General features: G+C 69.9%; 10 protein-coding genes. 6 read left to right on the top strand and 4 right to left on the bottom strand.

Translation table 11 applies throughout. The annotated features are described in order from the left end of the window. Positions 1 to 77 precede the first annotated feature (77 nt). Positions 78 to 1,232, top strand: a complete 1,155-nt coding sequence (locus ACX1D3_RS04400; RefSeq protein ID WP_458995772.1) for a peptidase associated/transthyretin-like domain-containing protein — start codon at positions 78 to 80, stop codon at positions 1,230 to 1,232. Positions 1,233 to 1,496: 264 nt separating this feature from the next. Next, positions 1,497 to 2,966 (top strand): HNH endonuclease signature motif containing protein, encoded by a 1,470-nt coding sequence (locus ACX1D3_RS04395; RefSeq protein ID WP_458995771.1) that lies wholly within the window; start codon positions 1,497 to 1,499, stop codon positions 2,964 to 2,966. An 80-nt stretch (positions 2,967 to 3,046) separates the two neighbouring features. Here ACX1D3_RS04395 and ACX1D3_RS04390 read toward each other — a convergent pair whose 3' ends face one another. Continuing rightward, the gene (locus ACX1D3_RS04390; protein ID WP_458995770.1) at positions 3,047 to 3,916 is read right to left on the bottom strand and encodes a mechanosensitive ion channel family protein; all 870 of its coding nucleotides are present in this window, start codon (positions 3,914 to 3,916) and stop codon (positions 3,047 to 3,049) included. Positions 3,917 to 4,042: 126 nt separating this feature from the next. Here ACX1D3_RS04390 and ACX1D3_RS04385 point away from each other — a divergent pair, with 126 nt between their 5' ends. The 3 genes from ACX1D3_RS04385 to murJ are packed head-to-tail and all read left to right on the top strand — an operon-like array spanning position 4,043 to position 11,078. Beyond that, entirely contained in the window at positions 4,043 to 5,452 is a 1,410-nt protein-coding gene (locus ACX1D3_RS04385) for a CCA tRNA nucleotidyltransferase (protein WP_458996479.1), read from the top strand. Between the two features lie 42 nt (positions 5,453 to 5,494). Then, positions 5,495 to 7,387, top strand: a complete 1,893-nt coding sequence (locus tag ACX1D3_RS04380) for a DUF6049 family protein (protein ID WP_458996478.1) — start codon at positions 5,495 to 5,497, stop codon at positions 7,385 to 7,387. After that, entirely contained in the window at positions 7,371 to 11,078 is a 3,708-nt protein-coding gene (murJ, locus tag ACX1D3_RS04375) for a murein biosynthesis integral membrane protein MurJ (protein ID WP_458995769.1), read from the top strand. Before ACX1D3_RS04380 ends, murJ begins: the two co-directional genes overlap by 17 nt. 355 nt (positions 11,079 to 11,433) lie before the next feature. On the opposite strand, the gene ACX1D3_RS04370 is transcribed toward murJ, so the two are convergent. After that, positions 11,434 to 13,596 (bottom strand): ATP-dependent DNA ligase, encoded by a 2,163-nt coding sequence (locus ACX1D3_RS04370; protein ID WP_458995768.1) that lies wholly within the window; start codon positions 13,594 to 13,596, stop codon positions 11,434 to 11,436. Positions 13,597 to 14,249: 653 nt separating this feature from the next. On the opposite strand from ACX1D3_RS04370, the gene ACX1D3_RS04365 reads away from it, so the two are divergent. Further along, entirely contained in the window at positions 14,250 to 14,582 is a 333-nt protein-coding gene (locus tag ACX1D3_RS04365) for a GIY-YIG nuclease family protein (RefSeq protein ID WP_458995767.1), read from the top strand. A gap of 523 nt (positions 14,583 to 15,105) precedes the next feature. Here the strand turns inward: ACX1D3_RS04365 and glpK are convergent. Then, positions 15,106 to 16,626, bottom strand: a complete 1,521-nt coding sequence (gene glpK, locus ACX1D3_RS04360) for a glycerol kinase GlpK (RefSeq protein ID WP_458995766.1) — start codon at positions 16,624 to 16,626, stop codon at positions 15,106 to 15,108. A gap of 23 nt (positions 16,627 to 16,649) precedes the next feature. Beyond that, positions 16,650 to 17,423, bottom strand: a complete 774-nt coding sequence (locus tag ACX1D3_RS04355) for an MIP/aquaporin family protein (RefSeq protein ID WP_458995765.1) — start codon at positions 17,421 to 17,423, stop codon at positions 16,650 to 16,652. Positions 17,424 to 17,427: the final 4 nt, after the last annotated feature.

Genomic DNA, 17,427 nt, shown 5'->3' with positions numbered 1-17,427 from the left:
CCTGTGGAACACCCGCCACAGTGCTATACCGGAGGTACAAGGACCGCTTGGCCCTCGTGTTCGAAGGGAGCACGACGATGTGCGGAACCAGCTGGTTGAAGCGCCTCCTGGGTGTGGTCGCGGCCGTGGCCATCGCCCTCATGACGGCCCTTGTGGCCGTCCCACCCGCCCACGCGCGGGTCCTCACCACAGCCATCAAGGGCGTGGTGCTCGACGCCCAGACCGGGAAGGCGGTCAGCGGCGTCCGCGTCTACGTGATGGAGAAGTGGTACCCGTGGGGAGAGCAGTTCAACGATTCCGACTGGGCTCTCCGTCCCGCCGCGGAGGGGGTCACGAACAAGGGCGGGAGCTACACCGTCAAACTGTCGGAGGCCGGCACATACCGGGTGCTTTTCGTTCCCGCTGACCTGACCCGCTACGCGATGGAGGCCTACCCGAACGATGCCGTCCCGGAGGCCGGCGACCCCGTCGTCGTGAAGTACGGGCGCACCACCAGCGGCATCAGCGTGAAGCTCGACCCGTCGAACCGGATCGAGGGGCACATCTGGGCCGCCGAGTCACGGTGGGACAGCAACGGCAACGACGACGGTGGGTACCAGCCTCTCGCGGGCGTCACGGTCCGCGTGTGCTACCAGAGCCTGGTGATCATCAACTGCCACATCAGCTATCCGGAGCAAGGGTCTCCCGTGCCGCTGGGTGAGGCCGTGACTGGCGCGGACGGGTTCTACTCGATCCCCGGCTTCAAGGCGTTCAACTTCTTCGCGTGGGCCAACCCGCAGGAAAACGGGCCGATGGGCCTCGATCCGGACCTCAGTTCGCTCATGATCGACACGGGGAGCGCCGCCTTCCCCGGCGGGGTGAAGAAGTCTGACGCGTTCCTGCAGAGCACCTCGCTGGCCAACATCACGGGCCGCCTCGTCGACGGAGGGGGCAACGGACTCCCTGGCATGTCCATCGAGGTCTACGAGGTGGACCAGTCCGAGCAGGAGCTGAGCTTCTGGCAGAAGGACTGCGTCGTGACCACCAACGACGACGGCTACTTCGGCGTCTCCGGGGATGAGCCGTGCCTGAACCTGTACGAACCAGCAGCTCTGCTGAGGTTCGGCGGCGACGACCTCTACCGCGACGAGTACTACAGAGGCGCCTTTGAAAGCTGGGGCGCGGAGCAGATCGATGTGAGGTGGGGCTGGACCAACGACATCGGTAACTGGGTGCTGACCCCCAACCAGTGAGGTCTGATGTCGCGTCGGTTTCGACGCGGGCGCGCGTCGCTTCGCTCCTTGCGGCCCGGCTCAACCAGCGGTGAGGCGGCCCGGGGCTCAACCCAAGTCGACGCGCCTGGAAGTGGCCCTGACAACCATCTATAGCCGCACTGGGGTCGCCAACGCATCCTCGTGGACATTCGCGCGAAGCCCTGGAAAATTGGTCGAAGAATTTCCTGCGACGATGGCTTTCTGGGCCCGAATCTGTCGGTGGTCGCTGGCAGAATAGTTCACATGAGCGAGTCGGCGATGGACCTGGTGCAGCGGTCGATCGCTGCGTTGTGGGACGCCGCCCGGACGCTCGGCACGGACAAGGTAGCGGTGAAACGTCTGGCGGGGCTGGTGGAGTCGATCGGCGAGTTCGAGGCCCAGCTCGCCGGGCTCAGGCTGCATCTCCTCCACGAAGCCAGGCTGTCTGCGGCTGATCGGGTGGTGGAGGGGGTGCGGCAGTCGGTGCGCACCACCCCTGCACAGGCCACCGCCGCGCTGAGGCTCGCCGAAGATCTGGGGGAAAGGTTCCCGCTGATCGCCGCCGCGCTGAGCCATGGCGTGGTCTCCTTACCCCAGGCCGACGCGATCGTCTCCGGGCTGCGGAAGCTGCCCGCGCGTCTCACCCGCGCCGAGTTGGTGGAGTGTCAGGAGTTGATCCTGGCCCACGTCGACACCCTCGGCCCGTCCGAGTTGCGGATCCTGGCCTCGCGCCTGACCGAGGTGGTAGACCCGGACCGCGCGGACGCCGACGACGCGACTCGTCTCGCGCGGGAGGAGCGCGCCGCGCACCGGGACCGGTTCCTGCACCTGTCCCCGGACCATCACGGGTCGATGCGAATCACGGGACAGCTCCCCGTCGCCGACGCCGCCCTCCTCACCGCACAGTTGGACGCGTTGATGCCTCCGGCGTCGAAGTACACGAACACCGGTGAGCATCCCAGCCGTGGAGCCCGCCGCGCCGACGCCCTCGTGCTGCTCACTCAGCACGCCGCCAGCAACGGCACTTTGCCGAAGCGCGGGGTGGACCGCCCGCAGGTCCACATCACCCTGGACTACGGCACCCTGGTCACCGGCCTCGGCCAGGTGACAGTGCTCGGCGGGGCCGGCGTCGACGGGCTGTCTGCCAGCGAGGCGCGGCGTCTGGCGTGCGACGCGGACCTGATCCCGATGGTGTTGGGTACAGCCTCCCGCCCCCTGGACGTGGGGCGCACCCATCGCCTGTTCACACCCGCCCTCCGCGCCGCGATCGTGCAACGAGACCAGGGATGCGTCTTCCCCGGCTGCACCACCCCACCCGCGCCGTGCCAGGCGCATCACATCATTCCGTGGTGGGCCGGCGGGGACACCTGCCTGGCCAACGGGGTTCTGCTCTGCCCCCACCACCACCGCCTCGTCGAACCTGACCCCCTCCAATCGGAGGAATCCCAGTGGCAGGTGCACATCGACGATGAGACCGGGTTGCCGTGGTTCACCCCGCCGCGGCACATCGACCCGGCCCGCCGACCCCGCCTGCATCAACGGCACCGACTTCAACAACTCGACCTCCAGTCAGGGGCACCACCCTGCCCACAGGACGCTGCCGAACCACCAGACCCGCCGGAATGGGACGTGGATCCGCCCGATCCGGACACCTGCGCCATGCCCGATCACCACGGTCCTGCCTTGGACGAGCTCATCCGCCGTAACGCTGCCTGGGGCGCAGACGCGGCCTGAGCCCCCGAACCGGGCGCGAGAAGGTGGTTCAGCGCGCGGGACCCCAGTCACGAGCCAGGGCCGCCTGCCCCGTTGCCGCGTCAGGGGGCGGTGCGCACACCCGGGAGGATGGGGCCGCGGATCCCCTCCGCGGCCAGGGCACGCTGGGCGCGGGCGCGCGCCTCGCGCATCGGTCCCCACTGCTTGTCAGGGCCGGTCTTGAGGAGGATGCGCAGCACCATCGTGCCCTCGCTCATGGACTCCACACCCAGCACCGTCGGATTCTCGAGCAGCACCTCGGACCACTCGGGCTCCTCCGCCATGGTCCCGACGGCGGTGCGGAGCACCTGCTGCACCCGGTCTGCGTCCTCGTCGATCGCCACCGGCACCTCCACCGACGCCGTCGAGAAGCCCTGTGACACGTTGCCCAGGGTCAGCACCTCGCCGTTGCGCACGTACCAGACGGTGCCCGACGGGTCCCGCAGCTTCGTCACCCGCAGCGTCACCTCCTGCACGGTGCCCCGCAGCTCACCCACCTGGATCAGGTCCCCGACGCCGAACTGATCCTCCGCCAACATGAAGATGCCGGACAGGTAGTCCTTGACCAGGGACTGGGCGCCGAAACCGAGCGCCACGCCGCCCACGCCGGCGGAGGCCAGCAGCGGCCCCATCGGCACGCCGAACACCGCCAGGACGGTCAGCACCACCACCACGATGAGGGCCACGTCGACGACGCTGCGCAGCAGCGACCCGAGGGTGGCGACCCGCTGCCGCTGACGCTCGTCGTGCAGGCCGCTGGCCTTGGCCAGGATCGACGCGGCCTTGGCACCCAGGTCGTCGTTGCGCTCCTTCGGCTTGGCGGCGAGGACCCGCACGGTGCGTTTGATGACCTGGACGAGCACGGCGCGCAACACCACGGCCACGACCAGCACGATCCCGCTCAGCAGCAACTTCTCCCAGACATCAGCCATGCGCCCATCATGGCGCACGCGCCGGGGGGCGCCCCGAACGGTGGCCAACGCCGAGGGGGTCGCAGCCGCGGGCACGACGTAGACTCATCCCTCGTGCCGAACCTCACCCAAGCGCAGACCAACGCGATGCACGAACTGCTGCGCATCGCGCCCGTCATCGACGACCTGGGCCGCCTCTTCAGGGCCGAGGGGCACCAGCTGTACCTCGTCGGCGGCTCGGTCCGCGACGCGCTGCTGGGCGCGCTCGGCCACGATCTCGACTTCACCACCTCGGCCACTCCGGAGCAGACGCACGAGCTGCTCAAGCAATTCACGCCCACGACGTGGGACATCGGCAAGGAGTTCGGCACCATCGGCGCGCTCAAGCGGGCGGCGGACCAGGACTGGCAGATCGAGGTCACCACGTTCCGCGCCGACATCTACCGCAGCGAGTCCCGCAAGCCCGAGGTCTCCTTCGGCGACACCATCGACGGCGACCTCCACCGCCGCGACTTCACGGTCAACGCCATGGCGGTCGACGTGTCCACCCGCGCCTTCGTCGACCCGTACGGCGGCCTGCAGGACCTCGCGGAGGGGGTCCTGCGCACCCCGTCGACCCCCGAGCAGTCGTTCTCCGACGATCCCCTGCGGATGATGCGCGCCGCCAGGTTCGCCTCGCGGCTGGGCTTCGCGGTGGCGCCGGAGGTGGTGGCCGCGATGACGGACATGGCGGAGCGGATCACCATCGTCTCCGCCGAGCGCATCCAGGGCGAGCTCACCGGGCTGCTGCTCACCGACAATCCGCGGGTGGGCCTGGACCTGTTGGTGAACACCGGGATCGCGGAGCACATCCTCCCCGAGCTGCCGGCGTTGCAGCTGGAGGTCGACGAGCACGCCCGCCACAAGGACGTGTACCAGCACACCCTCACGGTGCTGGACCAGGCGATCGAGTTGGAGAAGGCGCGCGGTCATGAGCCGGACATCGTCAACCGGCTCGCGGCTCTTCTCCACGACATCGGCAAGCCGGCCACCCGCCGCTTCGAGGGCTCGAAGGTGACGTTCTACCATCACGACGCCGTGGGCGCGAAGCAGGCCACCAGGCGCCTCAAGGCGCTCTGCTACCCCACGCAGGTGGTCAAGTCGGTGGCCAAGCTGATCGAGCTGCACCTGCGGTTCCACGGCTACTCCGACGGCGAGTGGACCGACGCCGCGGTGCGGCGCTACGTCCGCGACGCCGGCGGTGAGCTCGAGCACCTCCACATGCTCACCCGGGCGGACTGCACGACCCGCAACCGGCAGCGCGCCACGAAGCTGCGGCGCGCCTACGAGGAACTGGAGTGGCGCATCGACGAGCTGGCCGCCCAGGAGGAGCTCGCGTCGCTGCGTCCGCACCTCGACGGCACGCAGATCATGGAGATCCTCGGGATCGGACCGGGCCGGGACGTGGGGCAGGCATATTCCTTCCTGCTGGAGCATCGCACCGAACACGGGCCCATCCCCCACGACGACGCCGTCGAGCTGCTCAGACAGTGGTGGGCCGATCGCGGCGGGCAGTGACCACGGCGCCCGGCGGCCCCCGGCAACTACCATGAGGACGTGATGGTCGGTCGGTTCGCGCGTGCGCTGGTGGCGGCGGCGCTGCTCGCACTGGCGGTGGTCGTGGCCCCGCGGCCCGCCGTCGCGGCCACCGAGTACCTCGATGTGCAGCTGACCAGCGTCTCGACTCCCACCCTCGACCTGGCCGATCCTGCGCAGGTGGTGGAGCTGACTGGCACGCTCACCAACGTCTCGACCGTCCCGATCCGCTACGTCAACGTCCACTTCTGGCGCCTGAGCGCGCCGCAGACCACCAGCGCGCAGCTGGCACAGACCCTGGCCAGCGTGCCGGTCGGCGCCAGGCTCACCGACGAGGCCGCCGGAAACCTGCACATCCTCACCCGCGACGAGGAGTTCGCCCCCGGCCAGCGCGCCGAGTTCACGGTCAGGACCACCGTCGGCCAGCTGACCGCCGGACGATTCGCCCTGACCACGACGGATGCCGCCTACCTCCTCGGGGTCCAGGTCCGCGGCATTCCCTCGGACGGCGGCAACCAGGTGGTGGGCGCGGATCAGGTGGTGGTGGCCGCCACCACGGACCCCGTCGAGTCCAGCGCCGTGGTCCTGCTCAGCGCGCCGCCCAGCTGGACTCCCGACGGCGACTTCACCGACGACTCCCTCCTCACCGACCTGAGCGGCCGGCTCGAGACTCTGCTCGCCAGCGCGGAGCGCGACGGGGTGGTCGCCGCCGTCGACCCCGCGTTGGCGGGGGCGGTGGATCGGATGACCGGCGAGCACGTGGTCGGCGGGGTGAGCACGCCGGGCAGCGGAGTGGCCATCGGGTGGCTCAACCGGCTCGAGGCGCTTGCCGAGGCCGGCAGGCTCTGGCGGCTCCCGTACGGCAACCCCGACCTGGCCACGGCGGACGCCAGCGGCGAGCTGCAGCGGGTGCTCGGCTGGGCGGAGGCGGCCACCCCCGACGAGCTTCTTGAGCTGCCCACCGTCGCCGTGCTGGAGGCCGGCGCGGGTGAGGACCTGGCGGCGCAGCTCTCCGGCTTCGACACCGTGGTGCTGCGCAACGCCACCGGCGCCAGGCCAGGTAGGCCCACGCTGCTGGGCGCCTCGCCCCTGAGCACGTTCGCCGCGTTGCCCGCCGGGGTCCGCCCCGGGCGGCTGATCGCAGAGGAACTGCTGGCCGAACGGCCCCCGCTCTACCTCATCGCGACGGTGGAGGGGGCCGAGGCCGATGCCGCGTTGGGCGCTTCCCGGCGGCACGTGGCACCGTCGGCGACCCCGGAGGCGCCCGTCGTGTGGCCGGACGCCACAGCGCCGGGTGCCTGGGCCTCCGTCTCCGACGCCCTCGACGCCGCGGAGGCCGACGCCGAGTTCCTGCGGACCCTCATGGGCAGCGACGAGCCTGTGGACCTCTCCAGGGTGGGCGCCACGGCGTTCTCCAGCGACTTCGCCGACGAGGGGGCCGCCCTCGCCTACCTGGACGCTGCCACCCCGGCACGCCTGGACGCCTCGCTGATCACCCTGAAGGCGGCGCAGTCGTTCGTCATGGGCTCGCGCACCAACACCTTCCCGGTCACCGTCAGCAACGGCCTGGGCGTGCCCGTCCAGGTGCAGGTGGACTTCACCTCCGACTCACCGCAGCGCATCCGCGTGCCCTCGGTAGGGCCCGTGGCGGTGGGCCCCGGTGAGTCCGCGACCGTCGACATCACCCCCGAGGCCACCGCCAACGGGGTGGCCATCGTGCGCGCCCAGCTCACCACCGTCGACGGCGAACCCCTCGGCACGCTCGTGCCGATCGAGATCACCGCCACCGACTTCGGGCGCGTCGGCTGGATCATCATCCTGGTATCGGGTGCAGTAGTGGTCGGGGGCACCGCCTGGCGCATCCGCGCCGTGCAACGAGAACGGGCGGCCAAGGAGAACCATGAGCCAAGTCAGTAGCACCAGGAAACTCGTGGGCGCCGGGGCCGTGATGGCCTCGGGCACGATGATCTCGCGCATCCTCGGGGTCATCCGGGTGATGCTGATCGCGTTCATCCTCGGCAACGGCACGCGGCAGGCGGACATGCTCGCCCTCGCCACCATGGTGCCCAACTCGCTCTACATCCTCTTCGCGGGAGGCGCGCTCAACACCGTCCTCGTGCCGCAGATCGTGCGGGCCATCAAGAACGACGACGACGGCGGCGAGGCCTACACCAACCGGATCGTGACGGCGTTCATGCTGATCATCACGGCGGTCGCCGTGCTCGTCACCATCGGCGCCCCCCTGGTGACGAGCATCTACACCTCGCCGGACTGGCGCGAGGCCGACCTCGCCGCCCAGTACGCCTCGATGGTGGCGCTGACCTACCTGACGCTGCCGCAGATCTTCTTCTACGGCGCCTTCTTCGTGCTCGGCCAGATCCTCAACGCGCGCGACAAGTTCGGCCCCATGATGTGGGCGCCCATCGCCAACAACGTCATCTCCATCGCTGTGATGGCCCTCTACTTCGTGGTCTGGGGCAACCAGCAGGACCACGGCGGCGCGTTCACCACGCCGCAGATCCTGCTGCTCGGCATCGGCTCCACCCTCGGCATCGCCGCCCAGACCGCCGTCATGCTGCCCGCCATCAAGCGCCTCGGCTTCAAGCTGCGTCCCCGGTTCGACCTCAAGGGCAGCGGCCTGGGCCACACGTTCTCGCTGACCAAGTGGACGATGGGCTTCGTCGCCGTCAACCAGGTGGCACTGATGGTGGTCAACCGCCTGGCCACCTCCGCCACCGCCGGCGGGCACGGCGCGGGTGTCACCGTGTACGCCAACGCCCACCTGCTGTGGATCCTGCCGCATTCTCTGATCACCGTGTCTCTGGCCACGGCCATGCTGCCCAACGCGTCGCGGCTGGCCGCCCAGGGCGATCTGGGCGGTGTCGCGGAGGAGTACACCAAGACGGTGCGGCTGGCCATGATCGCCATCGTCCCCGCCACCGTCGCCTTCCTGGCCCTCGCCGGCCCCATGTCCGGGCTGCTGTTCGGCCACGGCACCGGCTCGAGCGACGCCATCTGGATCGCGTGGGCGCTCATGGCGTTCGCCGTCGGCCTGATCCCCTTCACCGTGCAGTTCGTCTGCCTCCGCACCTTCTACGCTCTGGAGGACACCCGCACGCCGTTCTTCCTGCAGACCCTCATCGCGGGGCTCAACATCGCGGGCGCCATCGCGCTGGTGTGGTGGGCGAACTCCGACGCCTGGGTGGCGGCCGCGCTAGCCCTCGCCTACTCGCTGGCCTACAGCGTGGGCGTGTTCGTGACCTGGCGCACCCTCCGACGGCGCGTCCCCGGCCTGGACGGACGCGCCGTCACCATGCACGTGCTGAGGCTGGTGCTGGGCGCCGGGATCGGCGGCGTCGCGGCGTACTACCTCTCCGCCTGGCTCACCGCGGTGATCCCGGGCGGGGCGCTGGGGCACATCGTCTCCATCCTCGTCGGCGGAGTGGTGATCCTCGCCTCGTTCCTCGCGGTCGGCAAGCTGCTGAAGGTCAAGGAGCTGAGCAGCCTCGCCGAGCTCGTGGGCAGCCGGTTCGGGAATCGCCGGGCGGTCGCGAACTCGGGCTCCGCGCCGGGCTCCGACGAGCACACGCCGACGGCGGTGGTTCCGGCCATCCGCGACGACATGATCGACGCGTTCGACACCGGTCCCGCCACCGTGATCCGCAACCGCCCGGCGGTCACCACCCACACGTTCCCCGGATCCTCGCCGTCGCCGAGCCGGCCCGCCGCCGTCGACGAGGAGACGGGGCCGATGGATCCCTTCCCACTGCCTCCGGTCCACGCCGCGGTGGCCGACTGGGACGACGACGCCGACGTGCCGGACGACGAGAGCACGGGAGCGCTGGACATGCCCGGACTGTTCCGGGACGCACCGGGCGGTCGGATCGCCGCCGTCGGCACGCTGCTGAGCACCCGCTACGAGTTGGTCGAGCGTCTGGCGGACCGGTTCGGCACCGAGACGTGGCGTGCGCACGATCAGGTGCTCTCGCGCGACGTCGTGGTCCACGTCGTGGCCCCCGGGGACCCGCGCATCCAGGACCTGATGCTGGCCGCGCGCAAGGGCGCGGTGGCCACGGACTCGCGGTTCCTGCGCGTGCTCGACGCCGACGAGGTGCTCGACCCTGAGCAGGGCATCGGCGCCTACGTGGTGCGCGAGTACGCCCCGGGACGGTCGCTGACCGATCTGCTGGCTGACGGGCCGTTGGGCGCCATCGAGGCGGCGCACATCGCGCGGGATCTCGCCGACGCCCTCGTCGGCGTGCACGCGCAGGGCCTCTTCCACGAGCAGCTCACCCCGGACAACGTGATCATCACCACCTCGGGCGCGGTGCGGCTGGGCGGATTCGGCGTAGAGGCCGCCCTGGCGGGCCGCGAGGACCACCAGCACGCCTGGTCGGCCCGCGAGCGTTCCGATGTGATCGGGCTCGGGAAGCTCCTGTACGCCATGCTCGTGCGGCACTGGCCAGGAGGCGCCGCGTTCGGCATGCCTGCGGCGCCCATCGTCGCGGGAGAGACCGCGCCGGCCCACACTGTCCAGGCGGGGGTCTCGCCCGCGCTGGACCGGCTCTGCACCGTCACCCTCACCCAGCGCGGCAGCGTGAGCGAGCCGCGGATCACCTCCGCCTCGCAGCTCGCGGAGGCCTTGTCGATGGTGCTCGGCAGCGCCGACGCGTCGGCAGACCTCGAGGAGCGGGTGCGCGGGCTGGAGGCCCGCGAGGCGTCGACGGGCACCGGATACGAGTCGTTCCGCCGGCCGGGCGCCACGCAGGTCGGGACCTGGACCCCCGTCGCCAAACCGAGCACCTCCGCCGACGACCTCGAGGCCGCGACACTCGCGCGGTCGGCGGGCCTGTCGCGCGACGTCCCCACGGCGTCCGCGGCGCTCAGCGACGACATCTTCGCCGGGCCGCGACGCGCGCCCGGCGGCGGGGCTCCCGCCGGTGGTCCGCCCACGCGCGTGGCCGCCCCTGACGACGACGCCCCGAAGACACGCCGAGGCCTCTTCGCGCTGCTCGCGCTCGTCGCGTTGATCGCCATCGCCTCCCTGATCGCGCTGTGGACGACGGATCCGGACCAGGCCGCCACCACCCCGTCGGGCACCGGCTCGCCGAGCGCCACGGCCCAGTCCCAGACCCCGTCGCAGACGGCGGCCGGGGCGCCGACCATCGTCGGGGTGCGGGACTTCGATCCGGAGGAGGACAACGGCAACGGCGAGGAGAACGCGGACCGCGCCGCCAACGTGATCGACGGCGACCCGGAGACCACCTGGGTGACCATGCGCTACCTGCGCCGGCCGGACATGGGGGGCCAGAAGCCGGGCGTGGGGCTGATCCTCGACCTGGGCGAGCGGCGCACCGTCACCAGCGCGACGATCACGCTGGTGGGCGGCGAGACCGCCGTCGAACTGCGGGTCCCGTCAGGCTCGGAGCCGTCGATGCGGACTGAGGCGGACTGGAGCATCGTCGGGGCGAACCCGACGGCGTCCGGCACCGCCACCATCGCGCTCGACTCCCCCACCGAGACGCAGTACCTGATGGTCTACCTGACCAGCCTGCCGCCCGTCGAGGGAGGTTTCCGGGGCGAGATCGCGGAGATCTCGCTGCAGTAGCGCGCCTCAGCCTCCATCGCTGGCTGAGGCGCCGCGAAGCGGCCTCGAAGCCTCAGAAACGTGGGCCGACAAGCTCACTTTTTCTTACGTTTCGAGGCTCGACGCTGGCGCTCCTCACACCTCCATCGCTGGCTGAGGCACCGCGAAGCGGCCTCGAAGCCTCAGAAACGCCGGCTGACAAGCTCACTTCTCAAGGGTTTCGAGGCTCAACGCTGGCGCTCCTCACACCTCCATCGCTGGCTGAGGCACCGCGAAGCGGCCTCGAAGCCTCAGAAACGCCGGCTGACAAGCTCACTTCTCAAGGGTTTCGAGGCTCGACGCTGGCGCTCCTCACACCTCAGCCAGCGATGGGGGGCTAGCCGAGGACCTTGGCCAGGTCGTAGCTGACGGGCTCGTCGAGCTGCGCGTAGGTGCACGACTCCGGATCCCGGTCGTCCCTCCACCGGACGAACTGGGCGGTGTGGCGGAAGCGGGCACCCTCCATGTGCTCGTAGCGCACCTCCACGACCCGATCTGGCCTCAGCGGAGTGAAGGACAGGTCCTTCTTCGCGTTCCAGCGCGAGTGGGCGGCCGCCGTTGGCGTACGGGGGAAGGACTGGTCCCTGAGATCCTCCCCGGCCTCCTCCGGCTCGGCCCAGGCCCAGGGGTGGTTCTCGAACGTGGTGACCAGCGGCTGGAGCTCCTGGAACAGCTCCCGCCGCCGCTCCATCGGGAACGCCCCGATCACGCCGACCGAGTTGAGGGTGCCGTCGTCGGTGTAGAGACCCAGCAGCAGCGACCCGATCGCGTCCGTCTGGTCCTTGTACAGCCGGTAGCCCGCCACCACGCAGTCCGCGGTGCGTTCGTGCTTGTACTTGAACATCACCCGCTTGTCCTCCGCGTAGGGCTCCCCGAGGGGCTTGGCCACCACCCCGTCGAGGCCCGCCCCCTCGAACTGCTCGAACCACTCCTCCGCGACATCCGGGTCCAGCGTGGCCTGCGTCAGATGGATGGGGGGCCTGGCCCCGGCCAGCGCCTTCTCCAGTGCGGCCCTGCGCTCGCGGAAGGGCCGCTCGACGAAGTTCTCCTGGCCGAGCGCCAGCAGGTCGAACGCGACGAAGCTCGCGGGGGTGGCCTCGCTCAACTTCTTGATCCGCGACGCCGCGGGATGGATCCGCTGCTGCAGGAGGTCGAAGTTGAGCCGGTCTCCGCTGTGCGGGTCCACCATCACTATCTCGCCGTCGATCACCGAGTGGTCCGGGAAGTTCTCGACGATGGCCGCCACCAGTTCAGGGAAGTAGCGGGTCATGGGGCGCGTGTTGCGGGACCCGATCTCCACCTGGTCCCCTGAGCGCCACACGATCGCGCGGAACCCGTCCCACTTGGGCTCGTACAGCACGTCGCCCTTGGGCAGCTTCTTCACCGCCTTGGCCAGCATGGGGCCGTAGGGCGGCGCGATGGCCGTCCCCCACTCGGCGTCCCGCTCGGCCTTCGGGGCCATGTACTCGTCGTCGGCCCGGTCCGCCTTGCGCTTGCTGGGCGGAACGCGGGGTGGCTCGCCCGGCATCTTCGGGTAGTCCGGCGGGAAGTTGAGCTCGCCGAGGCCGCGCTCGAGGTCCGCCTCCCACAGCGCAAGGGCCCCCGACACGTCGCCCGGGGAGTCGTCGATGTCCGCCCACGCGCACCCGCGACCCTCGAGCAGGCCGGGCACGGTGCGGACGGTGAACTCGTGCGGGTCCGCGTCGGGTAGTTCCTCCCAGGTGAGCGGCATGGACACCGGCGCCCAGGGCAGGGGTCGCGGCGAGTAGGCCGCGGCGATGGTGCGGTCGCGGTTGGCCTGATTGAAGTCGACGAAGATCCGCTCGCCGCGTTGCTCCTTCCACCACGACGTGGTGACCAGGTCCGGCATCCGCCGCTCCAGCTCCCGTGCGACCCCGATCACGCCGTGCCGCACGTCCTGGAACTCGTGGGTGGGCCTGATGCGGGCGTAGACGTGGATGCCGCGGTTGCCGGAGGTCTTGGCATACGCCTTCAGCCCGGCCTCGGCCATCACCTCTCGCAGCGCGAGGGCTGCCTCGACGGCGTCGCGGAAGTCGCGGCCCGGCTGGGGGTCGAGGTCGATGCGGAACTCGTCGGGGTTGTCCAGGTTCGAGGTCCGGACGGGCCAGGGGTGGAAGGTGATGGTGCCCATCTGGGCGGCCCAGGCCAGGGAGGCGGGCTCGTCGAAGGTCAATTGGTCGTGCCGACGGCGCGACGGGTAGGTGCACGTCACGCGCCTCATCCACGACGGCGCCCCCTGCGGCGGGCGCTTCGAGAAGAACTCCTCGCCGTCGACCCCCTCGGGGAACCGCTGCAGCGTCATCGGCCGGTCCCCGTTGAGGTGCAAGAACGGCTCTGCCACGGCGACGAGGTAGCCCGCGAGGTCCCGCTTGGTGACGGCGGCCCCGTCGCCCATCCCTGCGGCGGGCCACAGCTCCTTGCCGGGCGAGGTCAGCTTGACCTCGCGATCCCCCACTGACAGCACCTCATGCTCTGGCATGCGCCCAGGCTAGCCCGCGAAGCACCGGAGGAGGTCCGTTGACGAGGACCGCAGCTGTGACGGACCGCCGAGCGGTGGCTCAACTCAGCGGAAGGGTCTGTCGGCCCGGCTCACCTATTCCGACGGTTGAGCTGGCTCGCCCTATTCCGCTGGGTGAGCCGGTCGGGCGCGAAGCGCCACCGACCGCGTCGAAGCCTCTCGCGCCTGGTTCATGGACCCGCCCCAGGTCCACGGTGATCTCGCGTTGGTTTCGACGCGGGCGCGCGTCGCTGCGCTCCTTGCGGCCCGGTCCTTGCGGCCCGGCTCAACCCAAGTCGACTCGGGCGCGCGTCGCTTCGCTCCTCGCGGCCCGGCTCTACCACTCCGCTGGTTGAGCCGCGCCGAGCCGCCTGCGGCTCAGCGCGTGTCGAAACCAACCTGCACACGGTTCAAGGACCTGTGCAAAGACCTGGCGGAGGTCCGAGGGGAGAGTCGCGTCGGTTTCGACGCGGGCGCGCGTCGCTTCGCTCCTTGCGGCCCGGCTCAACCAGCGGTGGGGCGGCCCGGCTCAACCCACCCGCGCCGACACCCAGACTCACCTTCCGCGTCAGCCGTCCGTCCACAGCACAAGAGCCGTGTGGGAGATCGCTGCCGGACATCACGACCATCAGGGCATGCCATTCACCTACATGCTCGAGTGCAGCGACGGGAGTTTCTACGTGGGTTCAACCTGGGACCTGGGCGAACGGGTCAGCCAGCACATGGCCGGCCGCGGCGCGACGTACACGAGCCGACGGCGTCCCGTGCGTCTGGTCTGGTCTGAGGAGTTCGAGCGGGTGGACGAGGCCTACGCGATGGAGAAGCGCGTGCAGGGCTGGGGCCGTGAGAAGAGGATCGCCCTGATCGAGGGACGCTACGATGACCTGCCGACGCTGGCAAGGAAGGGCCGCAGGGCCGCCGGGTGCGAGATCTCGCTGGAAGCGAGAGAGCGGTTGGACCAGCCCTGAGCCCCCGCGGCCCCCGCCACCCACCGTCACCGATGTCCTGATACATGAACCGTCACCGATGTCCTGATACACAACTGTCAGCGATGTCCTGAGACATCACACTCCTTGCGGCCCGGCTCAACCAGCGGGAGGGGCGGCCGGGCTCAGTCAGCTGTCGGAAGGGTCGGCCCGGCTCAACCAGCGGCGAGGTAACGCGACGTGTCCGCGGAGCGGTGGGTGAGGGGGACCGGTCGCGGTGGGTCGGGCGTTGGGCGAGGCACGCCGGCGGTTTGGGCGTGCCGAGGGCGCCCATGGGCGAGGCCGGTCCCCCTCAGCCACCGCGAACCCAACCGACACCCCTAGCCAACGTCGGTTTCGACGCGGGCGCGCGTCGCTTCGCTCCTTCGGCCCGGCTCAACCAGCGGGAGGGGCGGCCGGGCTCAGTCAGCTGTCGGAAGGGTCGGCCCGGCTCAACCAGCGTCGAGGGACGCGAAAGGGGCGCCGGTCTCCCGGCGCCCCTGACGTGACATGCGTCAGTTGGAGGTCACTCCTTGACGTCCTCGTCGACCCAGTCGAACGTGCGGGTCACGGCCTTCTTCCAGTTGCGGAAGAGGCGGTCGCGATCGGCCTCGTCGACGTTGGGCGTCCAGCGCTTGGCCTCTGCCCAGTTGTCGATGACGTCCTGCTCGCCCGCCCAGTAGCCGACGGCGATGCCGGCTGCGTAGGCGGCGCCCAGGGCGGTGGTCTCCGCGACGACGGGGCGGACCACGTCGACGCCGAGCTGATCGGCCTGGAACTGCATGAGCGTCTCGTTCATGGTCATGCCGCCGTCGACCTTGAGCTCGGCCAGCTTCACGCCCGAGTCCGCCTCCATGGCTTCCAGCACCTCACGCGTCTGGTAGGCGGTGGCCTCCAGGACGGCGCGGGCGATGTGGCCGCGGTTGACGTAGCGGGTGAGGCCGACCAGCGCACCGCGTGCGTCGGACTTCCAGTACGGGGCGAACAGGCCCGAGAACGCGGGCACGAAGTACGCGCCGCCGTTGTCCTCGACGGTGGCCGCCAGTTCCTCGACCTCGGGGGCCGAGCTGAACATCTTCATGTTGTCGCGCAGCCACTGCACCAGCGAGCCGGTGACCGCGATCGAGCCCTCGAGGGCGTAGATGGCGGGCTTGTCGCCGATCTTGTAGCACACGGTGGTGAGCAGGCCGTTCTTCGACGGAACGATCTCCTCGCCGGTGTTGAGCAGCATGAAGTTGCCCGTGCCGTAGGTGTTCTTCGCCATGCCGGGCTCGAAGCAGGCCTGGCCGAAGGTGGCCGCCTGCTGGTCGCCCAGGATGCCGGCGATCGGGACGTCGGGCAGCAGACCTGCCGCGCGACCCACGCCGTACACCTCGGCCGAGCTCTTGATCTCGGGGAGCATGGACATCGGGATGGTCATGTCGGCCGCGATGTCGGCGTCCCAGCTCAGGGTCTTGAGGTCCATGAGCATGGTGCGCGACGCGTTGGTGACGTCGGTGACGTGCACGCCACCGTCGACCCCACCGGTCATGTTCCACAGCACCCAGGTGTCCATGGTGCCCATGACCAGGTCTCCGGCCTCTGCCCGCTCGCGGGCGCCGTCGACGTTGTCCAGGATCCACTTGACCTTCGGGCCACAGAAGTAGGTGGCCAGCGGGAGGCCCACGCGCGCCTTGTACTTGTCCTGGCCCTCATCGCCGCCCAGATCCTCGACGATCTTGGCCGTGCGGGTGTCCTGCCAGACGATGGCGTTGTAGACCGGCTCGCCGGTCTTCTTGTCCCACACGACGGTGGTCTCGCGCTGGTTGGTGATGCCGACCGCCGCGATCTCCTGGTGGTTGATCGAGGCGCTGCTGAGGGCCTCGGCGACGACGGCGCGGACATTGTTCCACACCTCGACGGGGTTGTGCTCAACCCAGCCGGCGCGCGGGAAGATCTGCTCGTGTTCCTTCTGACCGGTGGAGACGATCTGTCCGCTGTGGTCGAAGACGATGGCCCGGGAGCTCGTGGTCCCCTGGTCGATTGCGAGTACGTACTTGTCAGCCATTACTTACAAAACCTTTCGAGGAATCAGACTGCGGGGAGGAGGACGCCGGACAGCAGGCCCGCGAGGACGCCGCCGATGATGGGGCCGACGATCGGCACCCAGGAGTAACCCCAGTCGGAGCCGCCCTTGCCCTTGATCGGGAGGATGGCGTGCACGATGCGGGGGCCGAGGTCACGAGTCGGGTTGATGGCGTAACCGGTGGGGCCACCGAGGCTCGCGCCGATGCCGACGATGAGGACGGCGACGCCGAGCGCGCCGAGCCAGCCGAGGTTGGCCGGATCAGAGCCGCCGGCTCCGGTGAACTTGCCTGCGCCGAGGATCACGAACACGAGGACGAAGGTGGCGATGGCCTCAGTGACGACGTTCATCGCGTAGTTGCGGATGCCGGGGCCGGTGGAGAACACGGCGAGCTTGAGGGCCGGATCCGGCTCCTCGTCGAAGTGATCCTTGTAGGCCAGCCAGCAGAGGACGGCACCGATCATGGCGCCGATGAGCTCAGCAGCGAGGTAGACCATGGTGGAGGCCGCGGTGACCTGCACGCCGGCCGCGTAGGTCTCCGAGCCGGAGGCCAGGATGCCCAGCGTGACGGCGGGGTTCAGGTGACCGCCGGACTTGTACGAGACGAGGACGCCCGCGAAGACCGCGATACCCCAGCCCCAGTTGATGAAAAGGAACCCTTGCCCGTTGCCCTTGGTCTTGGTGAGGATCGCGTTGGCGACGACACCACCACCAAGCAGCAGCAGCATTGCTGATCCCACGACTTCCGAGAGGAAGACAACACCCAAAGAGGTTTCCATCCCT

This window comes from Tessaracoccus yangjingae (assembly GCF_054483935.1).
This window is presented reverse-complemented; position numbering and strand designations above follow the sequence as displayed.